The organism is Streptomyces sp. DSM 42067, from assembly GCF_055792885.1.
This window is the reverse complement of record NZ_CM147706.1, coordinates 3,773,812-3,798,854: the sequence shown is the minus strand read 5'-3', so window position 1 is coordinate 3,798,854 and position 25,043 is coordinate 3,773,812. Positions and strand designations below refer to the sequence as shown.

Here is a 25,043-nt window from a genome sequence, read left to right as displayed (position 1 = left end):
AGCAATTCGACCATGAGAGCGCGCTGATGTTGATCTTTTTTGCCTGGTTCTCGCAGAACCAGCGTCAGAGCAGTTCCGAACGGCAGGCTGCATTGCGTCGCCTCGATGAGTACCAGGCGCGGCTGATTCCCGAAGGCTGGTCATGCCATCGGGTGGAGGGTGATGGATGGGGAATCCATCTCGCTCACGCCGAGCTCAACGGGTGGCGGTGGCCACTGTTCCATGAGACGGAACATTCGGCGGCCGTCTCGGTGGGAGTCCCGATCGGGGTTACCGACGGGACTTCCCCCCAGGGCATGGCACAACAGCTCCTCCAGGGGCAGGACGTCCACACCGAGGTTGTGCCGCCTTTCGCTCTGCTCGCTCTCGATCGCCGATCACCTCGGTTCGTGCTCCAGCAGGACTGGTTGGGTATGGCGCGAGTTTTCGAGTACACCTCGGACGGCATCGTGGCCTTCTCCAACCGACCCACACTGCTGCCGACGTTCTTCGGTGACCCCATGCGCCCGGACCTGGGAGGATGGTCGCACTATGTGGCCTGCGGTCACTTCGGAGGAGACTCCTCCCCAGTCGACGGCGTCCGGCTGCTCGCGCCCGGTGAGCGGCTGGAGGGTCGACAGGCTCCGGACGGCACATGGAACGTAACGCGCGACCAGCGCACGAATGTCGATGACTTCGTCGCTGAGGGAGTCAACCGTCAGGGGTGTGAAGAGACCGTACTCGCCGAGGCGGCCGCGGGCTTCACACGAGTTGCCGCGAGCGCCGCAGCGCTCAGGGACGGCTCGGTGACCATCGGGCTGTCCGGTGGCAAGGACTCCCGTCTGATCGCTGCCGCGCTGATCGCGGGTGGCGTTCTACCGAAGTTCAACACCAATATCGATCTTCCCGCCGAGGGGGATGTCGCGCGCACGCTCACTGATCTGCTCGCCAAGCGCCGGGGCATCACGATCGAGCACAGCTTCCGTCGCGCGGCGGCATCGGGCACCGTGCACATGGAGAACCTGCCGCAGCGCGTTCTGCGGCTGCAGAACTATTACGACTACCAGTTCCCTTCCACCTACTTCGAACGCCGTGCAAAACCGGCAAAGTTGGCCAAGGTAATGGGGGCACCCGTGTTCAGCGGGGCGGGAGGCGAGATCGGCGGTGGATCGCGCTGGTATCCCAAGACTCTGGAAGGCGAGCCGACCGCAGGGGATATGGAACTCCGTGTGTTCGCTTGCCTCTCCAAGGAAGCGCCGGCCGAACTGCAGAGTCCGGAGGTGAGGGATCGCCAGCGTGAACTTTGTGCGAATCTCACGAAACGGGCATGCACGCTCGGTGTCGAGGGTTACGTCATCCTCGACTACGGCTATCTGATGGAAGGGGTACGCCGCTGGTGTACGTCCGCTTACAGCGAGGGGATTATCACCCCATTCGTGTCGCGCGAGTACGTGCAGGCGTCATTCGCCATGAGCGCGACGGATCACCGTCAGCGTCGCCTTCATATGGACCTGTTGAAGCGTTTGGTTCCTGAGTGGGCTGAAGTGCCCTTCGTCTCGGGCTCCTCGCCCCGCTCCACTGCCACCCGTATCTGGGAGGGGGACGGTGTTCCAGCGATCCAACGCATGCTCGACGATGCCGGCGGTCCCCTGACCCGGCTGATGCAACTCGACCAACTGCACCCCATCATTCAACGCTGCAAGGATGATCGCCCCCAGCCCGCCGACGCCGCGCCGCTGCGCCAGTTCGCCGCTCTGGCCGGTGCCGAGTCGACACTGCGGCCAAGCGCTCCCACCTCCACCGCATCGGCGAGCTGGCGTACCCGACTGCGCGTACCGCGTCGACGGCCTACGGCAGATGAGACGGTTCCTGAGGCGGGATAACGGCACACCGCACCATCGGCAGAACAAACAGCGTTCAACAAGCAGCAACGGCCCGCCGGTCAATCCGACGGGCCGTTGTGCGTCTGCTTTCCGGTGTCAGGAGGTGACTCTGCAGCCGGTGACGTCCCCCAGGACCGGGTTGTTGTTCCAGCCGGTGCCCAGCGACGTGCCTTCTCCGTCGTTGGCCCAGCCGGGCGAACCACCCACCGGATCCATATGGCGATACCAGAAGAGCGTGCCGGTGCTGCCCCGGGCCAGCAGGATGCCGGCGCCGAAGGAGCCGAGCCTGGTGAACTGGGACCAGCCTGTTCCGAGGGTCGTTCCCACGCCGCCGTTGGCCCAGGTGGCAGAGCCCTGGAACGGGCTCAGATGGCGGTACCAGCGCAGGGCGCCGGTGGACGTCACGGTGTAAACGGCGCCGTCTCCGGTGGGCACGATGTGCTGGAAGCCGCCCCATCCCTGTCCGATAAGGCGTCCTCGGCCCGACACCCACTCGACCTCACCGGCCGTTCCCAGGTACCGGTACCAGAAGAGCCTTCCGTCCTGGGCCACCGCGTAGATCACGCCGTCGCCGCCGGAGAAGACGGTGCTGAACCCTGACCAGCCGGTGCCGATCGTGGATCCGCTATTGGCATGCCAGTCGGCCCCGCCAGTGCCGTTGAAGTTGTTCTCCCTGTGCCAGAGCAGATTGCCGGTATTGGTGATGGTGTAGGTCACTCCGTCACCGCCGGAGAAGGCGTAGTTGTTCACCCACGTGTCATCGACCAGCGCCTGAGTCCATGTGGCGTTCCCGGTGAGGGGGGCACTGTGACTCCAGCGCCGCAGCTGGCCGAGGTCGTCCACGTGGTACACGCTCACCGCTGGTTCGGTGCAGGTGGTGACCGCATGTGCCGGCGCGCCTGGCGCGACGAGCGTGAAGAGTGCGGCCAGGAGCACGCTCCACATGGATGTCGAAATGCGTTGTGTTCTTGGGCCGTTGGACATTGGATTCTCCACAGTGCTGCTCGGGTCGCTGACCGGCTAGGGACAGACGGGTTCCACGTCGAGGCTGGTCCCCGCGGTACTGGTCAGGACCACTCGGAAGCAGTGCCCCAGATCGCCGAACAAGGTGCCGAAGGCGTTCTGCCGATACCGCAGCGGACCGACGCTTTGCGGGTTCGAGGTGAAGTTCGTGGTGAGATCCACGTAGCGGATCTGGTAGCTTCCGGGGCCGTCTTGCTGGGTCACTTCGTAAGTGATGCCCGTGACGTCCTGGACCTCTTCTGCGGTGGCGCACAGTTCGGCCACCCCGTCCTGCTCGCAGACTGTCGCACCGGCCTGGGCGGGTCCGGCATGAAAGGTGGCTGCAAGGAGGGTCATGGCGATTACAAGGGACTTTCGCATTGCCCGTCCGCTTTCTCTTGGCAAGGACTGATGCTCGGTTCTCTTCACCAGTCGACCGTGGTGGCGCAGACGGGGCCGATGGTCACGCATTCCTCGGTCGGCAGCAGGCACACACGAAGCGTGAAGCAGTGCTCGAGGGCACCGTAGAAGTCTCCGTAGAGGGTCTCTCCGGCTTCCACCGAGACCGTGATCGGAGCCGATTCCGGACCTCCGTCCACGTCCGTGTACGACAGCTGGTAGCTCGCGGGCGCGTCTCCGTTGTTCGTAAGGCTGTACCGAATGCCGGTCACATCCTGGACCTGCCGCGCTGTGACACACGCGCGTGTGCTGCCCAGATCCTGGCAAGCGCTGGGCGCCAGCTGTTCGTTCTCCTCGGACTCGGCCGACGCCGACCGCGGCAGGCTCAGCGCAATGGTTGCCGTCGCTGCGCCGACCAGGACGGTGCGACGCGAAATCTCCTGCATTTTGTCTCCCTGACGTCAGTGGAGGAACACCACCTCGAGATCGTCCTAAGCCCCCGCTGCAGTGAACGCATTCAGCAGGATTCTCTGCACTGCAGCGTCGTTGGGCACGCCGCCGTTGAAGGAGATGGAACTGGCCGAGAACACCCAGCCGTTATTCGGCTTCGGTACGTAGACCATGTTGGCTCCGCCTGCCGGATTGAGCCCCTCTGCGATGAGTACCGTGCCGGCGGGGGTCGAGCCGTCCCGCATGTCGATCTCCCAGCCACTGGCACCGCCGTTGTAGGCGGACCTGCCGAAGGTGCTCCCCACGCTGAGCCCGGTGCCATTCAGGAACGGGTGGTTGGTGCGCACCTGATATCCCGCGAAGGTCATGTACGACGGTGCGTAGAAGGACACTCCCAGGATCTGCGACTCAGGCTGTCCGTCCTCCCGGAAGAGATCTCGTGTACCGTCGGGCCGCCGGAAGATGACCGCTTGACCGTCCGGCGTGTACTGCACCTTTTCGTAGATGCCGTTACCGCCGGTGTAGATGAGGTGTCCACCTCCGGTCAGGTAGTCGACCACGTTCTGGCGGGCGTCCTCCGTGAAGTACTCCGGATGACTCGTCAGTACCACCGCGTCGTAATTCGGCAGCCACGTCGCACCGGTCGCGTCCAGGTCGTTGTCGGTGTAGCAGTCGAAAGTCTTGCCGGCCGATGTCATCCAGCGCAGGAGCAGCAGGTCACTGTAGAGCAGGTGATCGATGATCCCGGTGGCCGACACGAAGTTGGTGTTCCGGTCGAGCCCCATGTTGGGGCGCTGCAGGGTGATGGTGCGCGGCCCGGGCGCTCCACCACCGCCGTATTGATTGTGACCGCCCCAGAAGTTGTAGGCGTTGTACGTGTTGGTGGGGATCACGACTGCGATCTGCTGCTGCGGCGCGCTGGGCCGGACCACGAACATCACGTTCTGCACGCCGCCCCACGGCACTGATTTCAGTTGTGAGGCGTAGACACCCGAATCCAGGTCTGCCGTCGGCACGGAGAAGGACGGATCCCATCCGCACCCCGCACTGTGGTATCCGCTCTGCAAGAGCTGCAACTGCCCCGTGCGGGTTGTCGGCGGGGTGATGGTGACGGGATTCCCGGTGGCCGGAGCAAGGCGCACCGTCGACGAGGTGTAGGAGGCGAAGGTCGAGGAGACGTGGATGTCGACATCCCCGCCCTGTTGGACGGACAGCGGGGTCGGATATCCCTGCAGAGCCGCCGATCCCTGAGACGTGAATCCACTCCCCACCTGGACTCCGTTTCCATCGTTGACCCAGGAAATGCCGCTGGTATTGATGGTCTCGGAGTTGCGCAGGCGATACCACAGGAGGTCGGTGTCGGGGCCGGGAGGAGTGGTGCTGCTCAGTCTGACCCGGTAGATGACACCCGAGGTGTTCGCGAAGATCTGCTTCTGGTAGCCGCCCAGAATTCCCAGGTCGATCCGGCGGCCGCCGTTGGCCCAGACCGACGAACCGTTGGTCCCGAGGTAGCGGTACCACTGGAGCGCGGCACCCTGGCGCACTGCATAAATGACCCCGTTCGGGTCGGCGAACAGATACTGGTTGGGCTTCCAGCCCGTGCCGATCTGGTTTCCGGAGCCTGATGCCCAGCGAAATGATCCATCATTTCCGATGTATTGGTACCAGAATAGGTTTCCATTGCCGTCCTCGGCGTAGAGGACGTTGTTCCACCCGCCGAAGATGCGTGGAAAATTCCAGTTTACGCCGATACGGCTGCCGCTTGCTGCGTGCCAGCGTCCGGCACCTGTGTTGATATCGGTGACGGTGTAGCGGTACCAAAGGAGATCACCATTCGGTTGGAAAGCGAAGATCTGCCCGTCGGCGGCTGCCAGGACGAGACGGAATTGGTTCCACTTGGTGCCGATGAGCCGACCGACGCCGGAATTTGCCCAGCCGGACGTACCGATGGCCCAGTTCCTGTGGCGATACCAGTACAGGTTTCCGTCGGCCTGGATCGCGTAAATAATTCCGTTGCCGCCGGGTACCAATTGAAGAAAGCGTTGTGCCGGGTCGTAAGCCATGTCACCCTGGTATCCACTCGGGATAAACGCGGTGAGGGTGATTGTGTGTTACTGGCGATCCATGGCGCAAGTACCTTCCGGCCTCGGCGAGTCGACGTCAGCTGCCGCGATTTCCGGTGCCGGGAAATGTATTGGCGTACTGATCTTCCTTGTGCATTTCCTGGCAATCGGCCAGAAGAATCGTTTATGCACGGCCTTTTGGACTACTTGTGGTGCCACCGTAGCCCCGAGCTGTCACGTCTCGTTTATCGGAGAGACGGAAGAGAGGGGACAGGCGACATGAAGAACGAGCGCCGCAGCGAGCGCCCGGCCGAGCGTAAATCCCGCAGCACGGCGTCGACATGCGACGTCAGCGTGATCGTTCCGGTCTACAACGCCATGCCATACCTCGTCGAGTGCCTGAACTCGCTCGTCCGACAGTCGATCGGGCACGCGCGGATAGAGGTGATCGCCGTCGACGACGGTTCAGCGGACGGCGGCGCGAAGGAGCTGGACCGTTACGCGTCCCTGCACCCAGGTGTGTTCACAGTGGTCCATCAGGCCAATTCCGGCGGTCCGGCGGCCCCTTGCAACCGCGGGCTGGAGGCGGCCACCGGCCGCTATGTCTTCTTCCTCGGAGCCGACGACCACCTCGGCCCACAGGCGCTGGAGCGGATGGTGGACAGCGCGGACGCCCACGCATCTGACGTGGTGTACGCAAAGATGGTGGGTGTCGGGGGCAGGCAGGTGCACTCGGGCGTGTTCGCCAGTACGCGGGCGGATGTGCCCAGGGACGACTGGCGGCTGTGCTGGGCTTTGTCCAACACCAAGCTCTTCCGGCGCTCCCTGGTCGAGGAGCACGGGCTGCGCTTCCCACAGGAGCTGACAGCGTTCAGTGACCAGCCGTTCACACTTGAAGCCCTCTTCCGGGCCCGCCGTATCTCTGTCCTAGCCGACTACGACTACTACTTCTCGGTCCACAGAGGAGACCAGAGCAACATCACGCTCCGGTCCGGGCATCTGGAGCGCCTGCGCGGCCTGACCGCCGCGATGGCTGTAACGGAGCGGTTCACGGAGCCGGGCAGCAAGTGCCGATCCAACCTGAATGTGCGGCACTTCCATTGGGAGGCCGAGCAACTCCTCCGCCACAACTTCCTTGATCTGGAGGAGGACCTGCAGAAGGAGATCTTCGGCGGGCTGAAGGTCCTGGTGGACCGGCACTTCGACGAGGAAGTGCAGCGGAGGCTCCAGGTGCGCCGCCGGGTGCGGCTGGCACACGTACGCGAGGGCGATCTGATGGGACTGCGCGCCGTCATCGCCTGCGAGGACGACAGGGGACGGGCTCCGCTTACCGCGCGGGGAGAGCGCGTGTACGCGGACTACCCCGCCTTCCGCGACCCGGAACGCACTCTGCCGGACAGCGTCTTCGATGTCACGAAGGCGACCGTGGAGCGGGCGTCTGGACAACGCCTCGAGATTCGCTCCGTGATCGCGGAGCGCGAGCGCCGGGGATCACCGGTGCTGAGGATGCGAGTGGTGAGCTCGCTGGAAGATCTTGTCGAGCTTGTTGCGGAAGACGTGGCGACGGTCACCGTCGACGGCGCACCGGCCGGGACGCACGTCGGTCTCCGCCCCGTCGCGGACGGCGCCGGAACGGAGATCGACGTGGAACTTCCCTGGACCGTACGGGACTGGAACCGCCCCAGGCTGCGGATCCGTATCGCGGGCGTCGAGAGCACGGTCCGGGCGCCTGGCCGAATCGGGCTGTTTCTGCGCCGGTGGCACCGGGGACGCCGTCATGCCGTCGGCTGCGGCATCGATGGCCCGGGCCGACGGGACGCGTCCGCGACCACAGTCCGTCTGCGCAGGGGCGTCATGCGGAGCATGCGGCGGCTGCTGTCGCGACGGAGCAACTGATCGGACCGAACCCGGTGCAGCGCCTGATCCAGCCGATGGTCCTTGGACTGTCCGGAAGACTGGACAAGCCGGCCGCACGGGGATGGTCCGTGGACCGGCCCGGAGGTTCCGACCGACATCCCGGCCGCGGTCCAGGGGCCCGTCGGCGATCCGCGGTTCCGCCAGCCCGGCCAGGTCGTACACGCTGAGCTCGCTAGTGGGCCTTGGCTACCGCCGTGTTCGGCACCAGCCGCCCGAAGAGCGCGTAGCGCCAGCCGAGGAAGGCGGCGTAGGGCAGGGTGAAGGCCGCGATCGCCAGGCCGCCGAACGTGCCTGCCGTACGAAAGGGACGCGCCGAGCCGACAGCAGAAGCAGCAGAGGACACGCGCCCGCCAGCACCACCCCGTTCGGCCTGGTCAGCGCGGCGGTCAGGGCCAGCAGCCCGCTGGTGACCGCGGGACCCCGGGTGAGCAGTGTGCCGGTGGCGCACGCCCTGATGAGCACGGTGGCCAGGGCGGACGCGACAATGGCGTACTGCGGGTTCTCCAGGCCGGAGAACATCCAGGCCGTGAACGAGGATGTCGGACGCCAGCAGCACCTCCGTCAGGCCCGTGACCACCCAGGAGTGGGCGACCATGCGCCGGGCCGCGCAGGAGACTGCGATCAGAATGCCCGCTGCGCAGAGCAGGCCGGCGTACGCGAAGGTGATGGCGTCGTCGACCATCCGCTGGCCGAGCCGGGAACCGTGCCGGCCGATGAGGGCAGTGCCCGCGGCGACGGCCGTGCCGTCCGGCCACCGCCGGGTGTGGCATCCGGTGCCCGCACCCGTCGTAGGAGCCCGCTCGGCGCCGTTCCACCGGGCCTGGCCCGGCAGGGACCGCATATCGGTGCACGTGTTCCAGCCGTGCTGCGTGCCGATACAGCCATGCTCTGCTCGCTCACGTATGGATGCCGCAGAACTCGCGTTCCGCGGCGGCGGGACTGAAGGGGAAGCGGAACGCGGTGCGCTCCCAGGCCCCGGTCAGGTTGCGCCAGAAACGTTCCGGTGTGAGCGGATCCCGTACGGCGGCCATGAGTTCGGCCAGCGGCCCGCACTGCAGGGCGCGGCGGGCAGCGGCGACGTCCGCGGCCGCGACGCCCGGCGGCGAGACGTGACTGGAAGGTGTGTTGTCCGCGGCCAGCCAGGCCGACGGCAGCGACTTGTCGTGGCCCGCCCGCAGACGGGGGAGGCGCTGGGTGTGTGCGGCCAGAGGGTAGCCAAGTCCGACGCGGTCGACGGCCGCACCGGACAGGGGGACCACGTGACCGTTCCAGCCGAGGCTGTTGAAGGCCCCGATCAGCGGCGGCCGCCCTGGAGCGGGGGCAGTGACGGTCAGCGTCCTCCTTCCGTCCAGGATCAGGGCCGGACGGCCGCTGTCCACCGCCCGCTGGAGCTGGTCGCGGTAGATCCGGTGCCGGTTGAAGCCCGCGAACGTGTGGTGGACCGGATGGGGGTCGCGGTTGGCATGCACGTAGTACCCGCGCTCGTCGGCGATCCCTGTGGGAGAGGTCGATCCGGTGTACGGCACCCGGAACCAGCCCGCGCAGGCGACGGCCCAGACGGCCAGGGCTGCCCCCATGACCGCCGTGGTCCTGGTCAGCGGCACCGCGAACAGCGGCAGCAGCATCAGCAGCAGCCCGGGCAAGAGCATCCGTGCGTGCATGAAGTCCCCGCCCAGCCGGACCACGTAGAGCCAGCTGAGGGCCCCGGACACCAGGGGTGCCGCGGCGACCGCCCAGCGCGGGTCGCGGGGGGCCGGGGGGCGGCCGCGAAGCAGCGCGAGCGCGGTGACGGCGACCAGCAGGGCCGGCAGCCACAGCGCGTACGGTCCCGTGAAGTCCTGGAGGTAGGCGAGGCCCCTGTCCCAAACACTCTCCGACGCCTCCTTGGCGACCGCGGGCAGGGGCACGAGGAGTCCGTAGTAACCGGCGCGGAACACCTCGTACGCGGCAGGCAGCAGGGCGGCCGCTGCCGCCCCGGTCAGCGTGGCGCGCACGGAGGGGCGTAGCACGAGCCAGTGGGCGACCAGGAACGTCAGGCTGACCAGACCGAGATCGGGCCGGATGAGCGGTCCGAGCCCCAGACAGCCGGCGGTGGCCAACGACCTCAGCCGACCGCCCGACTGCCGCCGGACGGCGTCGCACTCGGCGACGAGCAACAGCCAGCCGCCCGCCAGCCAGCAGGTCACCAGACCCGTCTCCAGGCCCGACGTGGCGAAGTCCCACACCGGCGGAAGCGCGAGCAGTACGAGACATCCGGCTGGAAGCCCGGCGTCCACTCCGTACAGGCGCAGGGCTCCGGCCGTGCCGAGTGCGAAGCCCGCCGCGGTGAGGAACAGCCCGCCGTACACGGCCGTGTTCGCGAGATCCCCGCCGAACAGGCCGCCCAGCGCGAGCAGCCACTGCCAGAGCGTGCCAGTGGACGCTTCGGCGCGCTCGCCGACGTTGAAGACCGGCCCGTTTCCCGCGAGGATCTGGCGGACCGTGCGCAGATAGATATGGGCGTCGTCGGCCATCCAGCGCCGCCGGTGGCCGGTCCAGAGGACGGCGGCCGCGGGCAGTGCGCACACGAGGGCGATCGGGGCCCGGGCAGGCGGCGCCGTGCGGCCGCGGCCTGGGGCCCGGCCGGGCAGGGTGTCGCGGCGCCCAGCCTTGCGGTACGCGCCCGCCGGGCGCGGCACGGTGGCTCCGGCCGGGCGCCGCTTCTGCAGGACGAGCTCTTCACCGGTCACGTCGCACCTTCCGCAGCAGGATCTCGCTGCCGCGGGAGGCGACCCGCTCGTATCCGGGCCCGTGGGGCACGGGTTCGTCCGCCTGGTCGACGAGGACCCAGTCGGCGTGGTACCGGCGCAGCGTCCGGTCGCGCTCGGCGGGCGTCGTGCCGGGGGCGAAGAAGACGCGGGTGGCAGCCCAGCGCTGCTCGCGCTCCGCCTCGGGCACCGCGGGGTCCTGCCAGATGGGTGCGACGGTGTAAACGCCGTACGCCGGGAGCATCCGGATCGGCTTGTCGGCCGCGGCCATCACCACGTCCCCAGGGCGCATGTGCCGTACCGCCCACTCGTAGCCCGGCCACGCGTCACGGCGCTCGACCCGCTTGGTGAACGCCTTCGGCAGGTCCCGTTCCGGCACGATGTGCAGCACCACCCCGGCCTGGACCCAGGCGCCGGCTGTGAGGCACGCCGCGGTGACTGCGCCGAGCACGGCCCGGTAGGTACGGTGCCGGGTCTCCACCAGGTCGATGACCAGGGCGAGTTGAAGCGGTACCAGCGCGGTGCTGGCCAGTCGGCCCCAGGTGTAGTGCCCGGTGCACCACCCGTACGCCACGCCCGCCGCGGCCAGCAGGAACAGCAGCACCAAGGGGTCCAGCCGGTCTCGCCTGAGGCGCAGCAGGAGCGAGGGCAGTCCGATCACGGCGAGCCCGTACCAGGCCGCCATGCTCTGGTAGAGCGCGTTGTGGAAGTAGTCGAGGTGGTCGGCACCGACGAGCCGCAGGACGTTGTAGTACGGCCACATCAGCACGGCCAAGAGCGCAGTCGCGCAGCTCAGAACCAGGTACAGCGCCGTATGCCGGTCCGTAGCGCGCAGCCGGCCGGCGACGAGCGCCACGATCCCGAGGACCGTCCCCGCCGCGGTGATCGCGTGCGACAGCAGGGCAACCGCGGTCAGCAGCCCCAGTGCTGCGTATCCCCAGCGAGGCAGGGGCGAGGCGTGAGAGACCGAGCGGCCCACGGCTCGGGCGGTCAGGGCCCAGACGTGGCAGGTCAGCCCGACCACGAAGATGGACGGGAAGCAGATGTCCATGGCCAGATTGAGCAGCGAGATGTTCCCAGCCCACATCCGCAGTTCGGGCCCCCACAGCAGCAGCAGGGTCGGCAGCGCAAGCGCCGGGGCCCAGGGCGAGGTACTGAGGGTCCGCACGAAGGCGCGGACGCCGGTGAGCAGCAGCACCGTGTTGAACAGGGCGCACAGCGGCAGGATCCCGATCGCCGTGGTGTCGGCGGCCCGCGCCGCCAGGGCAGCGGCAACGGTGTACGGGGAGTAGTACGGGCTGGACACGGGCAGGTCGATCAGGGTGCTGCCTGGGTGGAGCAGATCGACCCGCAGCCGTTCGATGGTCGCAGCGTGCTGCCCGAGGTCCGCGCGCCATGGCACCTTCACGCAGATCGGCAGCAGAACCGCCAGGACGGCGGCGGACACCACCCCGTACGGCGTGATCCGCGGCCGTCTGCGCGGGAGCCCGGGGGAGGGGCCGCGCAGCAGGGACCGGACGTCGCGCTGGCGCGGGGGACGGACGCGAAGGATCGTTTGGGTCATGCTGGCTCCGATCCGAGACGGGAGGTGTCGACCAAGGCATGGCGGGCCGTGCCCTGCGCCGGGAGCTGGAGGCGGCCGCCCTGCTGTTCGCCGAGCATGACGAGCGAGACCACACGGGCCGCCGAGTGCCCGTCGTCGTACTCGCAGAACCGCTCCCGGAAGGCGGCGCGCAGGGCGGCGGAGCGCTCGTCGCGCCAGGCCCCCGAGGTGAACAGGTCCGCCAACTCCTCGATGTCACGGGTCACGTGGCCCGGCGGTGCGGCCGGCAGGTCGAAGTAGGTGCCGCGGGCCGCGCGGCAGGCCGCCCAGTCGTCGGCGTGGACGATGATCGGGCGGTCCAGGTTGGCGTAGTCGAACATCAGCGATGAGTAGTCGGTCAGCAGGGTGTCGGACGCGAGCATCAGGTCCTCGACGGAGGGCTCGTCGGTGACGTCGAGCAGCAGTCCGCGCTGCTGGAGGTCGCGCAGCTGGAGTACGCGGATCGCGGTGTGCGCGTCCCACGGATGGAGCCGGACGAGCAGCGAGACCGTGGGGCCGAGCTCCCGCACCAGGCGGTCGAAGTCCAGCCGCGGTGCGTACCACCGGTGGTGGTCGCGGTGGGTCGGCGCGTACAGCACCACGGTGTTGCCGTCAGGGATGCCGAGCCGTCGGCGTACGGCTGCGGCCCGCTGCTTGTCGCCCCTCACGAGCACGTCGTTGCGCGGGGCACCGGTTCGCAGCGGGGTGAAGTGGCAGGGGAGGGCACGGTCCCAGGTCTGCTCCGCGTACCGGCTGGAGACCAGGCTGTAGTCCCAGCGGTCGGCGCCCGAGAGCATCGCCTTCACGTTGATGCGGTGCGTCGCGGCCGGGTGGCCCAGCAGGTCGACGCCCAGGTGTTTGAGCGGAGTGCCCTGGTGGGTGTGGACATGGATTTGCCCGGGGCGCTTCTGCAGTGACCGCGGCCAGTTGACGTTGTTGACGAAGTACGTGGCGCGGCTCATCACGCGGTGGTAGCCCGGTGTGTTCGGGGTGACGTAGTCGACGCCCTTCGGCAGTCCCTTCACGGCGTCCGGCCGCACCACCCACACCGCGCGGATGTGCGGGGCCAGCATCCGGGCCGCCTCATGGATGGCCGCCGGATCGCCGAGCACACCGCGGTGCGAGAAGGCCGAGTACACGGCGAGGTTCGGGTCGAGCGGGCGCCGTCGCTGGGTCCGGGCAATGGTGCGGTTGATGTGCCGGGACGCCGAGTTGCGCAGCTCACGCTTCGTGCGGCGGGACGCGTTCTGCAGCCCCTTCGCCAGCACGCACATCTGGTAGACGCGGTAGGGCCCTCCGGCGATCAGCCGCCACTGGACGCGGTAGGCGTCGTCCGGCGGCGCGAAGCCGTCCGGCTTGTAGCGCCGGTAGAACTCCACCGTCCTGCGGTAGAAGTCTGCCCGGTCCTCCGGCAGTACCCGCTCGGTGAGCCGCATCGTCGCCAGGAAGTGGTTGATCATCCGCTCGAAGAGCAGCGGTCGCGTCTCGTCCAGCTCGGGGTGTTCGTCGAGGAACGCGAACAGTCCGGCGTACTGCTCGAAGATGTCGAAGTGCCTGCGCCCGGGGGTGCGGGTGATCGCCCCCTGCCTGCGCTGGCGGTACTCGACGCAGACCCGGTCGAGACACGCGATGCGGCGTCCGCACACCAGCGCCTGGTAGGTGACCGGGGCGTCCTCGTAGAGACCCGGCTGGTACGTGAAGCCGTGGCCCGTGAAGAAGTCCCGCCGGTACGCCTTGTTCCAGGCGACGAGGAACAGGTGCAGGTACTTCGGGCTGCCCGGGATGTCGAACGTGTCCGTGCCCGCCGATGCCAGCAGGTCCGCGGTCGCGCTCCGGCCGCCCCAGCCCCACCAGTGGCTGCGCACGTGGTCGAAGACGAGCAGGTCGGGATCGCCGGTGACCCTCAGCCGTTCGTCGATCGCCTGCAGGGCGCCCGGCGTGTAGCAGTCGTCGCTGTCGAGGAAGAGCAGATAGTCGCCGGTGGCGTGGCCGACCCCGGCGTTGCGTGCCCGGCCGAGACCGACGTTCTCCGGCAGATGGACCGCGGTGACCCGCGGGTCGCGGGCCGCGTACTCGTCGATGATCGCGCCGCAGTTGTCGGGGGAGCAGTCGTCGACCGCGATGACCTCGATGTCGGTGAACGACTGCGTCAGGATCGAGTCGAGGCACGCACGCAGGAAGCCCTGCACCTTGTGGACGGGGACGATGACGCTGAAGCGGGGCACGGGCACTTCCACGGTCGTGACGGATGGGGACTGCGGCTCGGGGCGGGCTCAGTGCTGCAGGACACGGCGGGCGGCGGGGGCGGGGATGCGCTCCCGCAGCGGAACGACGGGCGGCAGGGCATCGGCCGGCTCGCCGAGCAGGACCCGGCGGACCACGCGCTCCGCGGCCCGCCCGTCGTCGAACTCGCAGAACCGCTCTCGGAACGCGGCGCGCAGCCGCCCCGTCCGCTCGTTCTCCCACTCGCCGCTGAGGAAGACACGCGTCAGCTCGTCCTGGGTGCGAGCCACGGCACCTGGCGGCTCGGCGAGCAGATCGAAGTACACGCCGCGCGTCTCCCGGTAGACGTCCCAGTCGTCGGCGTACACCACGATCGGGCGGTCCAGGTTGGCGTAGTCGAACATGATCGACGAGTAGTCCGTGATCAGCGCGTCCGCGGCCAGGCACACGTCCTCGGACGAGCGGTGCGCCGTGACATCGATCAATGACCTGGAGCACAGAGCCTGTTCGAGGCCCGGGGTGTCCTCGTAGAAGTGGTGGGCGCGCAGCAGCACGACGAACTCGTCGCCGACGGCCTCGCAGAACGCGGGGAGGTCCAGCTGGGCGGCGAAGTCCCTGCGGTAGTCGCGGTGGGTCGGCGCGTACAGCACGGCGATCCGGTCCTCGGGTACGCCGAGGCGCCGCCGGATCGCGGCCACGTCCTCGGCCGTCGAGGTGTAGAACGCGTCGTTGCGCGGATAGCCGACGTCGAGGCTCTCGTACGCACCCGGGTAGGCCCGCTCCCACACCTCGGTTGAGTGCCGGTTCGAGGAGATGTTGAAGTCCCAGCGGTCCACGCGCTGCAGCAGCTTGCCGAAATCGCCGGCGGCCGCGGCCGCCGCCGGGAACTCCACCTGGTCCACGCCCATCCGCTTGAGCGGGGTGCCGTGCTGCGTCTGCACATGGACGGTGCCGGGCCGCTTGCGGATCGCCATCTCGAAGTTGACGTTGTTGAAGGTGTACTTGGCCGTGGCCATCACCTCCCAGTAGCGCGGACTGCCGATCACCACGCTCTCCACGCCGTCCGGCATCTGCGCCGCGCTGTCCTCGGCCACCAGGAAGACGGTTCTGATGTGCGGGGCCAGGCGCCGGGCCGCGGCCTCGACGGCGCCGGGGTTGCAGGTGTAGCCGCGGCCCCAGTAGGCGGAGAAGACGGCGAGGTTCGCGTCCACCGGCTGCTTGAGGAACGCCTTGTACGGGTGGTCATGCCGCCGCCGCAGTCGCTGGAGGCGGTTCTGGGCGGGCTGCACCATGCTGTCCAGTCCCTGCTTCGTGCCGCGCAGCGCGCGGAACGCCACGTGTGAGCCGGACGCCAGCAGCGCGTGCTGCAGTCCCAGGGGCCCGCTGGGCCGCGGGTGGCCGACGGGGCGGTGCTGCCGGTAGAGGCGGCTCGCCCGCTTGAAGTACCGCCGCCTCAGCGTGGACTCCGGCAGCCGCCACGGGGACGCCGCGGTCTTCAGCACCTCCTCCGCCATCCCGTCGAACAGCCTGCCGAGCAGTGGCGCGTACGGCTTGAGATCCACGGCCTGCCGCATCACGGCCTCGAACCGGTCGAGCAGGTCCAGGTGGTGGGCGCCGGGAGCGCGGTTCCTGCTGCCCTGGCGGCGCAGCAGGTGGCGTACGCAGATCCGGTCGAGCAGGGCGATGCGGTCGGCGCGCAGCGCGCCCGCCACGCTCCACTCCATGTCGGTGAACATGCCGGGCCGGAAGGACAGTTCGTGCCCGATCACAAAGGTGCGCCGACAGACGGCGCTCCAGGCGGGCACCAGCACGTCGGGCAGAGCGGAGTGCTGCTCCACCGGCACGGCTTCGGCCGGCACGTCCTTCCACAGCCGTTTGAGGGCCGACCCCCTGCCGCCCTCGTACCAGTGCACCCGCTCGTGGTCGAAGATCAGCAGATCGGGGTCGCCGGTCTCCTTCAGCCGGGCGTCGACGGCCGCCAGGGCGTCCGGTACGAACGTGTCGTCGCCGTCGAGGAAGAGCAGGAACTCGCCCTCGGCGGCGGCGATCCCGGCGTTGCGGGCGCCCGGCAGGCCGTCGGACGGCGGCGAGTGCACCACCTTGATCCGTGGATCGGCGTCCGCGCGTGCGGCCACGATCGATCCGGACAGCTCGTCCGGGGCGCTGACGACGGCGATCAGCTCCACATCGGTGAATGTCTGGCCGAGCACCGAGTCGAGACAGCCGGGCAGACGCCCCGCGACCTCATGGGTGGGAACGACAACGCTGAAGCGGGACAAGTCACCCTCATTCGCTCGGGTTTACGCGGGGCCGGTCGTCAGAAGCACCGATGACCGCGGCTCCTGCCGCGGTCCGAAAGCCGTGGGCACCGTCGCCGGTTGCCGCCTCTCCAGGGGTACGACGGGCGGCAGGCCCGCCGTCTCGCCGAGGAAGACGTGCCGTACGACCCGCTCGGCGGCGGCCCCGTCGTCGTACGGGCAGAAGCGCTCACGGAAGGCGGCCCGCCGCTTGGCGGAGTGCGGGCTGCGCCACTCGCCGGTCGCGAAGACGTCGATCAGCTCGTTCTCGCTGAACGCGATCGCGCCAGGGGCGGATCTCCGCAGGTCGAAGTAGGTGCCGCGAGTGGCCTCGTAGGCGGCCCAGTCGTCGGCGTACACGACGATCGGGCGGTCCAGGTTGGCGTAGTCGAACATCAGCGACGAGTAGTCCGTCAGGAGGACGTCGCTCGCCAGGCAGAGGGACTCGACGCAGGGGTGGTCCGAGACGTCGACCAGCCGGGAGGAGCATTCGCCCGCGAGCGGGGTGCCGTAGAGGTGGTGGGCGCGGGTCAGCACCGTGAAGCTGGGGCCGAGGGCGCGGAGCAGGCGGTCCAGATCGACCGCGTGGCGCTGGGTGCGGCGGTAGTCCCGGTGCGTCGGGGCGTACAGGATCGCGACCGAGTCCCGTGGGATGCCGAGGGTCTCCCGCAGCCGGGCGACGTCCCGGCCCGTGGCGCGCTGGTAGACGTCGTTGCGCGGATAGCCGTACTCGAGCGTGGTGTAGGCCGCCGGGTAGACCCGCTCCCACACGAGCGTGGAATGGCGGTTCGCGGACAGCACGTAATCCCACTTGTCGCAGTTGGCGAGCGTGCGCCGGACATCGGTGTCGCCGACGGCCCCCGGCCGGTCCAGCAGGTCGAGACCCATGTGCTTGAGCGGGGTGCCGTGCTGGGTCTGCAGGAACACCTGCCCCCGGCGCTTGGCCAGCCTGCGGTCGAAGTTGACGTTGTTCACCAGGTACTTGGAGCGGGCCAGCGCCGTCCAGTACGCGGCCGTTCCGGGCGTGAGGCGACGCGTGGCCGTCGGAACCGTGTGGTGGTGCGCGGGATCGGCGATCCAGGCGGTGCGGATGCCGGGCACCACTTCGCGGGCCTTCTCCTCGATCGCCGCCGGGTTGCAGCCGTAGCCGCGGCCCCAGTACGCGGAGAACACCGCGTCGTTCTCGCGCAGCGGAAGGCACCGCTGGGCGCGGTAGTGGACCTGCAGCGCGGCCGCCCGGACGGCATGGTGTGCGGCAACGGCGACGCGGTGGAGCCGGCGCTGGAGCGCCCGTGCGGAGCACAGGGCGCGATACGTGCGGTGCGCGCCCGTGCGGACGAGAGCGTGACGGATCCTGGTGCGGAAGGGCGCAGCTGCGCCGGGGGCGTGGTAGCGGCGGCAGTAGGTGCGGGCTCGGCGCAGAAATGCGCCGCGGCTGGCGCGCGGCACCCGGCCGCGCGCCGTGAACACCGTGCTGAAGTGGTCGACCATCCGGCGGAAGACGAGGGGCCGCCACTCGGCCAGTTCGGGGTGCGCGTCCAGGTAGGAGAAGACCCGGTCGTACTGGTCGAAGATCTCGAAGTGTCTGCTCCCCGGCGTACTGGTGATCGCGCCCTGCCTGCGCTGCCGGTAGTGGACACAGACCCGGTCGAGCACCGCGATCGACTCGGCGGTCAGCAGCACCGGATACGTCCAGGAGACGTCCTCGTAGTAGCCGGGCGCGAAGGCGAAACCGCCGCGCTTCAGGAACTCACGTCGGTAGGCCTTGTTCCAGGCCACGTGCAGGACCTTCAGCAGGCCCGGCCGGTCCGCCAGCGTGAACACCGCGGGTCCCGCCTCGGCGAGCTGGTCCGCGACACTGTTGGGGACCGTCCTGCCGGTCCAGTAGGTCCGCACGTAGTCGTAGAGCAGGACGTCGGGACCATCCGTGTCCTTGAGCCGGTCCGAGATCGCCTGCAGCGCTTCCGGCGTCAGGGAGTCGTCGCTGTCCAGAAAGATCACGTACTCGCCGGTGGCGCGCTCGAGACCGGCGTTGCGGGCCGGACCCAGGCCGACGTTCTCCGGCAGATGGACCGCGGTGACGCGCGGGTCGCGGGCCGCGAACTCGTCGACGATGGGGCCGCTGCCGTCGGGTGAGCAGTCGTCGACGGCGATCAGCTCGAAGTCCGTGAAGGACTGGTCCAGTACGGACTCGAGGCATGCGTGCAGGTAGGCCTGCACCTTGTACACGGGGACGATCACACTGAACCGGGGCACGGCACATCCATGGGTCGTCAGCGGCATATTGTCCGGAAACGACGGATGAAGCGGGTGAGTTACGTCGGATGTGGCATGCGGGGGACGGTGACCGAGCCGATGGCCCGGGCCGGTGCGTCAGCAACCCGCTTCACTGCCGGACCTGTTGACTCGGGACACCCGGTTCTGTGCGGGACGTGGCCTGGTCGAGGGCGATGCTCCGTGTCAGCTCCGTGATCTTGCGCTCGTACGCCCTGAACCGCATGTAGGTGTTGAGCGTGACGAACGCGAACGTGACCACCAGCAGGTACAGCAGCAGGTCGGTACCCCGGCCCACACCGAGCAGATGAGCGACCCGGCTGGTGTCCTCCGGCCGCAGCACCGCATCCACATTGGCCGCGAGGAAGGCGAGGAAGCCGAGCCGCTTCCAGGCCCTGGTGCGCGCGGTGGACCAGCCGCGCACGAACAGGACCAGCATGCCCGCCGCGGCGAGCAGCAGGAGGACCTGGATCAGCATGGTGCCGTCACCCCTTGGAGCGGATCGCCAGATCGCACAGGATGTTCACTCCGTTCAGCAGTGACTGCCCCTTGGCCCGTGAGTAGTCCGTGTAGACCACGGAGACAGGGACCTCCCGGACGCGCAGCCGGGACCGGGCCAGGAACGCGACCAGTTCCGATGCATGCGCCATCCCGTTCATAGTGATGCGTACCTGCGAGGCAGCACGGCGGTTGAACACCCGCAAGCCGTTGTGAGCATCGGTCAGCCGCAGCCGCCGGGCCGCCGGGCTCACCGCGACCGTGGTACGCAGCACCACCCGCTTGAGCAGCGGCACCCTCTGTGTGCTGGACAGGAAGCGGGAGCCCAGGGCCACATCAGCCTCGTCCAGCGCCACCGTGTCCACCAGCCTGCACGCATCGGCGACCTGGTGCTGGCCGTCGGCGTCGAACGTCACAAAGCATCGAGCACCAGGCTGGGACAGCGCATAGTCCAGGCCGGTCTGCAGCGCCGCTCCCTGGCCGAGGTTGACCGGGTGGCGCACCAGATGCGCCCCGCAGGAGAGGATCTTCCGGAACGAGTCGTCATGGCTGCCGTCGTCGACGCACACGATGTTGCGGAAGGTGCCGTGCACTTCCTTCAGGACCCCGGCGATGACAGGGGCCTCGTTGAAGACCGGAATCACCACCCAGGTGTCGTCGTAGTGCAGGGGCATGGCGTGTGCTCCTCGGGTCGCTGAGCGGCATAGGCCGTGGAACGTGAGCTGAGGCGACGGGCCACCTGCGGCGCCTTGCACTTCTATGGGCCGACACGCGCACACTGCCCTGAAACGGCTGTGTGGCTAGGGAGTTACTTCGGCTGAGGCATTCGGGGGACGGCGACCGGCTGTCCGGCGGATCGCGGAGCCGCTCAGCACGATCGAGTACTCGATCCGTCGATCAGCCACTGGAGTGCATGAGTGATCTCCAGCTTGCCGCGCTGGGAAGGTCTGATGGCCCGCACGGCTTGGTGCACGGCCGGAGTGAAGAGATAGACGCCGACCAGCGCCAGATCAGAGCGCGGCTGCTCCGGCTTCTCCTCGAGCCGGCAGACCCGGCCGGCCCCATCGAGTTCGGCGACACCGAAGCGGCTCGGGTCGGGGACCCGGGTGAGCAGGATGCCGGCGTCCGGACGGGTGCGGCGAAAACCGTCGACCAGGCCGCTGATACCGCCCACGATGAAGTTGCCGGAACCTCCCGAGAGTACGAGTGCTTTCATGGGACTGGTTCCACGTGTTTCGGTGAGGTGGTGGATGGCGACGCTCCGGGGGCCCGGGGCGGGACGACGGGAACTCCAGCGCCACGCAGAGCCGGGATCAGCGACAGGCAGAGCATGCCGATGAACATGGGCGCGACCATGTAGCGGAAGAGCGGAGCGGGGTTCGCGGCGAGAACGGTGAGTTGCACACCCAGGGTGATGCCCGCCAGGGCGAGCAGGGCGCGGCAGCGGCGGGCCCTGGTGAGCAGGACGGTGAGCGCATAGGTGGCGTAGCACCAGATGGCACCGCGCCAGAAAAGCCATTCCAATTGCGGGACGCGGAAGAGGTCGTAGCCGAAGACGGCAGCCTGATGGAGCGTCTGGGACAGGGGCCGGGCCCTGAGGACCGGTCGGTAGTTCCTCATTTCGGCATCGGACTCGGTGTACCCCCACAGGTGCGCCGGGATCGACGTGCTGTAGATGCGTGTCGTGCCCCTTGCGCTTTGCGGCCCGGGGAACACGGCCCAGGCGATGTGTCCCCGGCAAAGCCTGGCCCCGACCACCTCATGGGGAGCCTTGCGGAGGGTGCGCCACCACAACCGCACCAGCGGTTCGGCAAGCCGGTCGGCATTGGGTTTGTTCAGCGCGGGGTTCCAGGCGAACGGGTCGGAGTCATAACAGGTGGAGCCGGGGCCGCGCCAGTGCGAGAGCGGAGCCACCTTGGACATCAGCCGCAGATCGGCAGGGGTGAAAAGGCTCGGTTGCCGCGCGTAGGTCACCGCGAGGTCGGCGTAGTGCAGGGAGTAGACCGCTCCCCTGCTGGGCTGCTGGATGCCGACCGCCGGATAGACCACCAGCATCAGCAGCAGGGTCACGGCCGTGGTGGCAGCGGCGAGTGAGGCGATTACGCGCCGGGCTCCCGGAAGAGCCAGGAGCAGGACCAGTGCGGCGACGACCGAGACCGGGAAGCCGTTGTTGCGGAACAGGTCGACACCGAGGAACCCGGCACATAGCAAGAGGAGTTCGGAACGTCGCAGACGGCCGCTCCACATCCCTCGCGACCGCCTGGCCACTAGCCGTACCGCCACCGCGAAGACCAGCAACGCGCAGATCGTGAACGGTACGTCCTTCCACAGGAAGACGGTGAACGACCCGAGCGGCGGAAGAGCAGTGCAGGCCACGGCGGCGGGTGCGCTCCATCGCCCTCGTACGCCGAGCGCGCGCAGGCTTGCACAGGCATAGCCGAGCACCGCGGACATCGCGACCGTCTGCAGGAGGGTCAGCGCTGCCAGGTCCCCGGTGGTGTTGAGGGTCAGCCAGACCAGGGAGTTGTAGAGCACCGAGTGGTCGGAGCGCCAATGATCGGTGGTCACCTGCCAGACGAAGACCACCGAGTCCTTGGTCATCAGGCCGGGGTAGAAGGCAGCCCACCACAGCAGACAGCAGGCCTGGCAGACGAGGAAGACCGCGAGCGGCAGCCGCAGCCCGGCCGGTACGCGTGACCAGAGGGTAAGAGCGGTCGCCTTCACGCGGTCCCCACCAGGACGAATTCGTTGTACTTGAAGACCCTGCCCACCGGTCGCGGGAAGGGGAATGAGTAGGTGCGCCGCACCGTCAGCCCGTGTCTCTGTGCCAGCGTGCGCAGCAGCGCGAAGTCGACGAACCGCAGATGCGTCGTGTCACTCCGGAAGCCGGCCTCCTGTGGAGTGATCAGGACAACGGATCCGCCCTCGCGTACGTACGGAAGATAAGTGCTCAGCAGCTCCTCGGCCTGCCCTTCCTCCAGGTGTTCCAGCACATGTGCGGACAGCAGGCTGTCGAAGGCTCCAGGCGTCGCGTGAGGCCCGGCGAAAAACTCCTGCGGGGTGCAGGCGTCCAGGCCGCGGGCCCGGGCGATGGCCACCGAGTGCTGGTTGTGGTCCACGCCGAGGCTGCCGGAGGGGCAGTGGGCGAGATTGCGTCCGACTCCGCAGCCGATGTCGAGAACCCGGCCGAGCCGCAGTCGGCGCAGATTCCAGCGATACGGAGCCTGGATGGGCAACAGCCGTTTCAGCCCCTGCCGTTCGAGCCGGACGAGCCGCTGGGTGTAGGAGGTGTCGGCGGTCGCCGATGAAATGCCGGGCGGCGAGTCCGACGAGGAATGGGACGGGGTGTCTGACATGGCAGGGATCTCCTGGGCTTCGGACGCGAGTAGAGGGCGGGAGGCGAGCAGAAGAACGAGGGCGGCAGCCCAGGCAGCGGCCGTGAACGCGAGCTCCGCGCCCCGTAGCACGTCGTCGGACAGCACAGGGGCGGCCAGGAGCAGACATGAACCGCACGACCACGCCACCATCTGGGTGCGGTGGCGGCCGGCGGCGAGCGTTGCGTTGCCGAGTAGTAAGGCAAGCAGGAACCCGGTGGAGCCGAGGCCCAGGAGCAAGAAGTCTGCGGTGTGCAAAACCGGCTCGGTGCCGAAAAGTACATGCGTCGTGGGGCCGAGTAATGCGCACAGCAGCATCCAGCCGCACGCAACGCTGGTGACCAGAGCCGCGGGAATCAACAGGGCTTGACGGAAGCCGACCGGGTCATGCCGCGTAGAGGCATGGGTCAACCGCACAAGCAGCGAGGACTGCAGCGAGGCGACAAGGAACTGCGGGATGCGTACCAGCACGAGCGCGCACAGCAGCGCCGAGGCGAGCGCGGTCCGGTCCGGTGCGAGCAGTCGCACGGTGACGACCGGGGCATTGGCCACGGCCTGGGCGAGCAGCGCGGAGACGACAAGAAGCCCTGCGGCCGCCCCAAGCTCCCCCCGCAGAGGCCTGGGGCCAGGCCTGATACGACGCAGAGCCGCTGGCAGTACCGCCAGCGAGGCCATCACGGGCGCGACGGTGAGGGCCAGCGCATACGCCAGGGCCGAGCCGTGCCCGGTGACCGTGAGCGCGCCGGTCACCGTAAGGCGCAGCACCGCATCGACGGCCAGCTGGGCACCGTACCCGGAGAAAGCCCCCAGACCAGCCAGAACCCCCCGTACTCCATGCGCGCAGGCAAGCCCGAACACGGCGCCGCCGAGTGCGGCCACCAGACCGAGGTCCCCGGCGAACAGTGCGTCGGCGAGGGGACCGGCCCCGAGCGCCAGCAGGGTGAGCGTCGCGCAGGCCAGTCCGAGTGAACCCGTCACCCCCCGCCGCACCAAAGGCGCCGTACCGACACCCCGTGCGTGCCGGTCCGCGACCGCCCGGGTCACGTCCTGCTCCAGTGGGAAGAAGAGGCCGATGCCCACGGTGAAGACGATCGCCCAGAGGACAGAGAACGAGGCTCCGGCCTCTCGCCCCAGAGCCCGTCCGGTGAGGGCCAGTTGTCCGTACGAGGCCGCGGCGTTGATCAGTGTCCCAGCCCCGACCAGTGTGGTGCTGCTGTATGGGGTGAGTGCGCGGAGGTGCACGAAGCCGCTCGTCTCTCTGCTGTCTCTTCCGGCCGCCGGGGAACTTGGGCGCGGTATCCACCGTAATCGCGTAGAAGAGGGCCAAGATGGGGCTATCTACGTGAACCATTCGAATGGCCTTAAAGCAGGGTGACTTGAGTGTCGCTGGGCTCGTTGAGACGTAGGGCCTGGCCTTCGCCCTTCCTCGAGGATCCAAGGAGCCGTGCCCCATGCCCGAGTTCGACATCCTCATCCCTCACTACGGCGGCACTGCGATGCTGTACGAAGCCGTCCACAGCGTCCTGGCCCAACGCCACGAGGGCTGGCGGCTGACCGTGGTGGACGACGGAGGGCACAACGAGGATCTGGCCTCCGGACTCGCCGCACTCAGCAGTTCACGCCGCATCCGCTATCGCCGCAACGAGACCAACCTCGGCATCACCCGGAACTTCAACCGCTGCCTGGAATGGGCCGACCGCAGCCATCTGGTGGTGATGGGTAACGACGACCGTTTGCTCCCCGGCTATCTCGACGCTCTCACCGAGACCCTGGAGCGCTTTCCCGGCGCGGCCATGGTGCAGCCGGGAGTGCGGGTGGTGGACGGCGCCGGCGCGCCCATTCAGCCGCTCGGCGACCGCATCAAACGCTGGCAGCGTCGGGGCGACGGCAAGCGGGCCCTGCTTGCCGGTGAGCCGCTGGTGTCCAGCTTGCTGCACGGCAACTGGCTCTACTTCCCGTCCATCTGCTGGCGCACGGATGTCATCCGATCCTTCGGATTCCGCACCGAGTTCTCGGTCGTCCAGGACCTCGCGCTGGTGATGGACGTCCTGCTGGACGGCGGGCAGCTCGCAGTCGACGCCCGCGTCTCCTTCGAGTACCGCCGCCATGGGCTCAGCGTCTCTTCGGCGTGCGCGGTGGACGGTCGCCGCTTCGAGGAGGAGCGCCGCTTCTTCACCGAGATCGCCGACCGCCTTGCCCGCCGTGGCTGGCATCGGGCACGGCGGGCAGCCGACCGCCATCTCACCTCCCGCCTGCATGCACTGGCGGTGCTGCCCACAGCTCTTCGAGCCGGTTCCCGGGCAGCGGTGCCAGGGTTGCTCAGACATGCGTTCGGGTGAGGCTCACGGGACTCAG

17 protein-coding genes and 1 pseudogene are annotated in these 25,043 nt (G+C 68.4%); 3 read left to right on the top strand and 15 right to left on the bottom strand.

The features are described 5' to 3' along the window. Window positions 1–26 precede the first annotated feature (26 nt). A complete protein-coding gene (locus ACSMXV_RS17555) occupies window positions 27–1,862 on the top strand; it encodes a hypothetical protein (RefSeq protein WP_473178526.1) in 1,836 nt (611 codons plus the stop codon). Window positions 1,863–1,958: 96 nt separating this feature from the next. Here the strand turns inward: ACSMXV_RS17555 and ACSMXV_RS17550 are convergent, their stop codons facing one another. The 4 genes from ACSMXV_RS17550 to ACSMXV_RS17535 form a co-directional block, all read right to left on the bottom strand. After that, window positions 1,959–2,807 carry a tachylectin-related carbohydrate-binding protein gene (locus ACSMXV_RS17550; RefSeq protein ID WP_473178525.1) on the bottom strand — a complete coding sequence of 283 codons (849 nt, stop codon included), beginning with the start codon at window positions 2,805–2,807 and terminating at the stop codon, window positions 1,959–1,961. Window positions 2,808–2,882: 75 nt separating this feature from the next. Further along, window positions 2,883–3,221 carry a hypothetical protein gene (locus tag ACSMXV_RS17545; RefSeq protein WP_473178524.1) on the bottom strand — a complete coding sequence of 113 codons (339 nt, stop codon included), beginning with the start codon at window positions 3,219–3,221 and terminating at the stop codon, window positions 2,883–2,885. Between the two features lie 68 nt (window positions 3,222–3,289). Beyond that, window positions 3,290–3,709 carry a hypothetical protein gene (locus ACSMXV_RS17540; protein WP_473178523.1) on the bottom strand — a complete coding sequence of 140 codons (420 nt, stop codon included), beginning with the start codon at window positions 3,707–3,709 and terminating at the stop codon, window positions 3,290–3,292. 45 nt (window positions 3,710–3,754) lie between these two features. Beyond that, the gene (locus ACSMXV_RS17535; protein WP_473178522.1) at window positions 3,755–5,776 is read right to left on the bottom strand and encodes a N,N-dimethylformamidase beta subunit family domain-containing protein; all 2,022 of its coding nucleotides are present in this window, start codon (window positions 5,774–5,776) and stop codon (window positions 3,755–3,757) included. A gap of 279 nt (window positions 5,777–6,055) precedes the next feature. Here ACSMXV_RS17535 and ACSMXV_RS17530 point away from each other — a divergent pair, with 279 nt between their 5' ends. Next, complete coding sequence (locus ACSMXV_RS17530) at window positions 6,056–7,672, top strand: glycosyltransferase family 2 protein (RefSeq protein WP_473178521.1); 1,617 nt, start codon at window positions 6,056–6,058, stop codon at window positions 7,670–7,672. A 193-nt stretch (window positions 7,673–7,865) separates the two neighbouring features. Here ACSMXV_RS17530 and ACSMXV_RS17525 read toward each other — a convergent pair whose 3' ends face one another. The 11 genes and pseudogenes from ACSMXV_RS17525 to ACSMXV_RS17475 all read right to left on the bottom strand — a co-directional run bounded on the left by ACSMXV_RS17525 (window position 7,866) and on the right by ACSMXV_RS17475 (window position 23,930). Further along, window positions 7,866–8,534 (bottom strand): hypothetical protein, encoded by a 669-nt coding sequence (locus ACSMXV_RS17525; RefSeq protein ID WP_473178520.1) that lies wholly within the window; start codon window positions 8,532–8,534, stop codon window positions 7,866–7,868. 55 nt (window positions 8,535–8,589) lie between these two features. Then, window positions 8,590–10,422, bottom strand: a complete 1,833-nt coding sequence (locus ACSMXV_RS17520; RefSeq protein WP_473178519.1) for an arabinofuranosyltransferase AftB family protein — start codon at window positions 10,420–10,422, stop codon at window positions 8,590–8,592. Continuing rightward, the gene (locus ACSMXV_RS17515; protein ID WP_473178518.1) at window positions 10,412–12,004 is read right to left on the bottom strand and encodes a hypothetical protein; all 1,593 of its coding nucleotides are present in this window, start codon (window positions 12,002–12,004) and stop codon (window positions 10,412–10,414) included. The genes ACSMXV_RS17520 and ACSMXV_RS17515 overlap by 11 nt, the downstream gene beginning before the upstream one ends. Then, entirely contained in the window at window positions 12,001–14,247 is a 2,247-nt protein-coding gene (locus ACSMXV_RS17510; RefSeq protein WP_473178517.1) for a bifunctional glycosyltransferase/CDP-glycerol:glycerophosphate glycerophosphotransferase, read from the bottom strand. Before ACSMXV_RS17510 ends, ACSMXV_RS17515 begins: the two co-directional genes overlap by 4 nt. Before the next feature lie 48 nt (window positions 14,248–14,295). Then, complete coding sequence (locus ACSMXV_RS17505) at window positions 14,296–16,524, bottom strand: bifunctional glycosyltransferase/CDP-glycerol:glycerophosphate glycerophosphotransferase (RefSeq protein WP_473178516.1); 2,229 nt, start codon at window positions 16,522–16,524, stop codon at window positions 14,296–14,298. 21 nt (window positions 16,525–16,545) lie between these two features. Further along, entirely contained in the window at window positions 16,546–18,798 is a 2,253-nt protein-coding gene (locus ACSMXV_RS17500) for a bifunctional glycosyltransferase/CDP-glycerol:glycerophosphate glycerophosphotransferase (protein ID WP_473178515.1), read from the bottom strand. A 130-nt stretch (window positions 18,799–18,928) separates the two neighbouring features. Next, entirely contained in the window at window positions 18,929–19,294 is a 366-nt protein-coding gene (locus ACSMXV_RS17495; RefSeq protein ID WP_473178514.1) for a DUF2304 family protein, read from the bottom strand. Between the two features lie 7 nt (window positions 19,295–19,301). Beyond that, window positions 19,302–19,988, bottom strand: a complete 687-nt coding sequence (locus ACSMXV_RS17490; RefSeq protein WP_473178513.1) for a glycosyltransferase family 2 protein — start codon at window positions 19,986–19,988, stop codon at window positions 19,302–19,304. A gap of 218 nt (window positions 19,989–20,206) precedes the next feature. After that, window positions 20,207–20,497 (bottom strand): annotated as a pseudogene (locus ACSMXV_RS17485) (sugar phosphate nucleotidyltransferase); the annotation flags it as partial. Between the two features lie 29 nt (window positions 20,498–20,526). After that, window positions 20,527–22,038: a hypothetical protein gene (locus ACSMXV_RS17480; RefSeq protein ID WP_473178512.1), complete on the bottom strand. Its 1,512-nt coding sequence runs from the start codon at window positions 22,036–22,038 to the stop codon at window positions 20,527–20,529. Beyond that, the gene (locus tag ACSMXV_RS17475) at window positions 22,035–23,930 is read right to left on the bottom strand and encodes a methyltransferase domain-containing protein (protein WP_473178511.1); all 1,896 of its coding nucleotides are present in this window, start codon (window positions 23,928–23,930) and stop codon (window positions 22,035–22,037) included. Before ACSMXV_RS17475 ends, ACSMXV_RS17480 begins: the two co-directional genes overlap by 4 nt. A 209-nt stretch (window positions 23,931–24,139) precedes the next feature. Here ACSMXV_RS17475 and ACSMXV_RS17470 point away from each other — a divergent pair, with 209 nt between their 5' ends. Beyond that, the gene (locus ACSMXV_RS17470; protein ID WP_473178510.1) at window positions 24,140–25,027 is read left to right on the top strand and encodes a glycosyltransferase family 2 protein; all 888 of its coding nucleotides are present in this window, start codon (window positions 24,140–24,142) and stop codon (window positions 25,025–25,027) included. The last annotated feature ends 16 nt before the right edge of the window (window positions 25,028–25,043 follow it).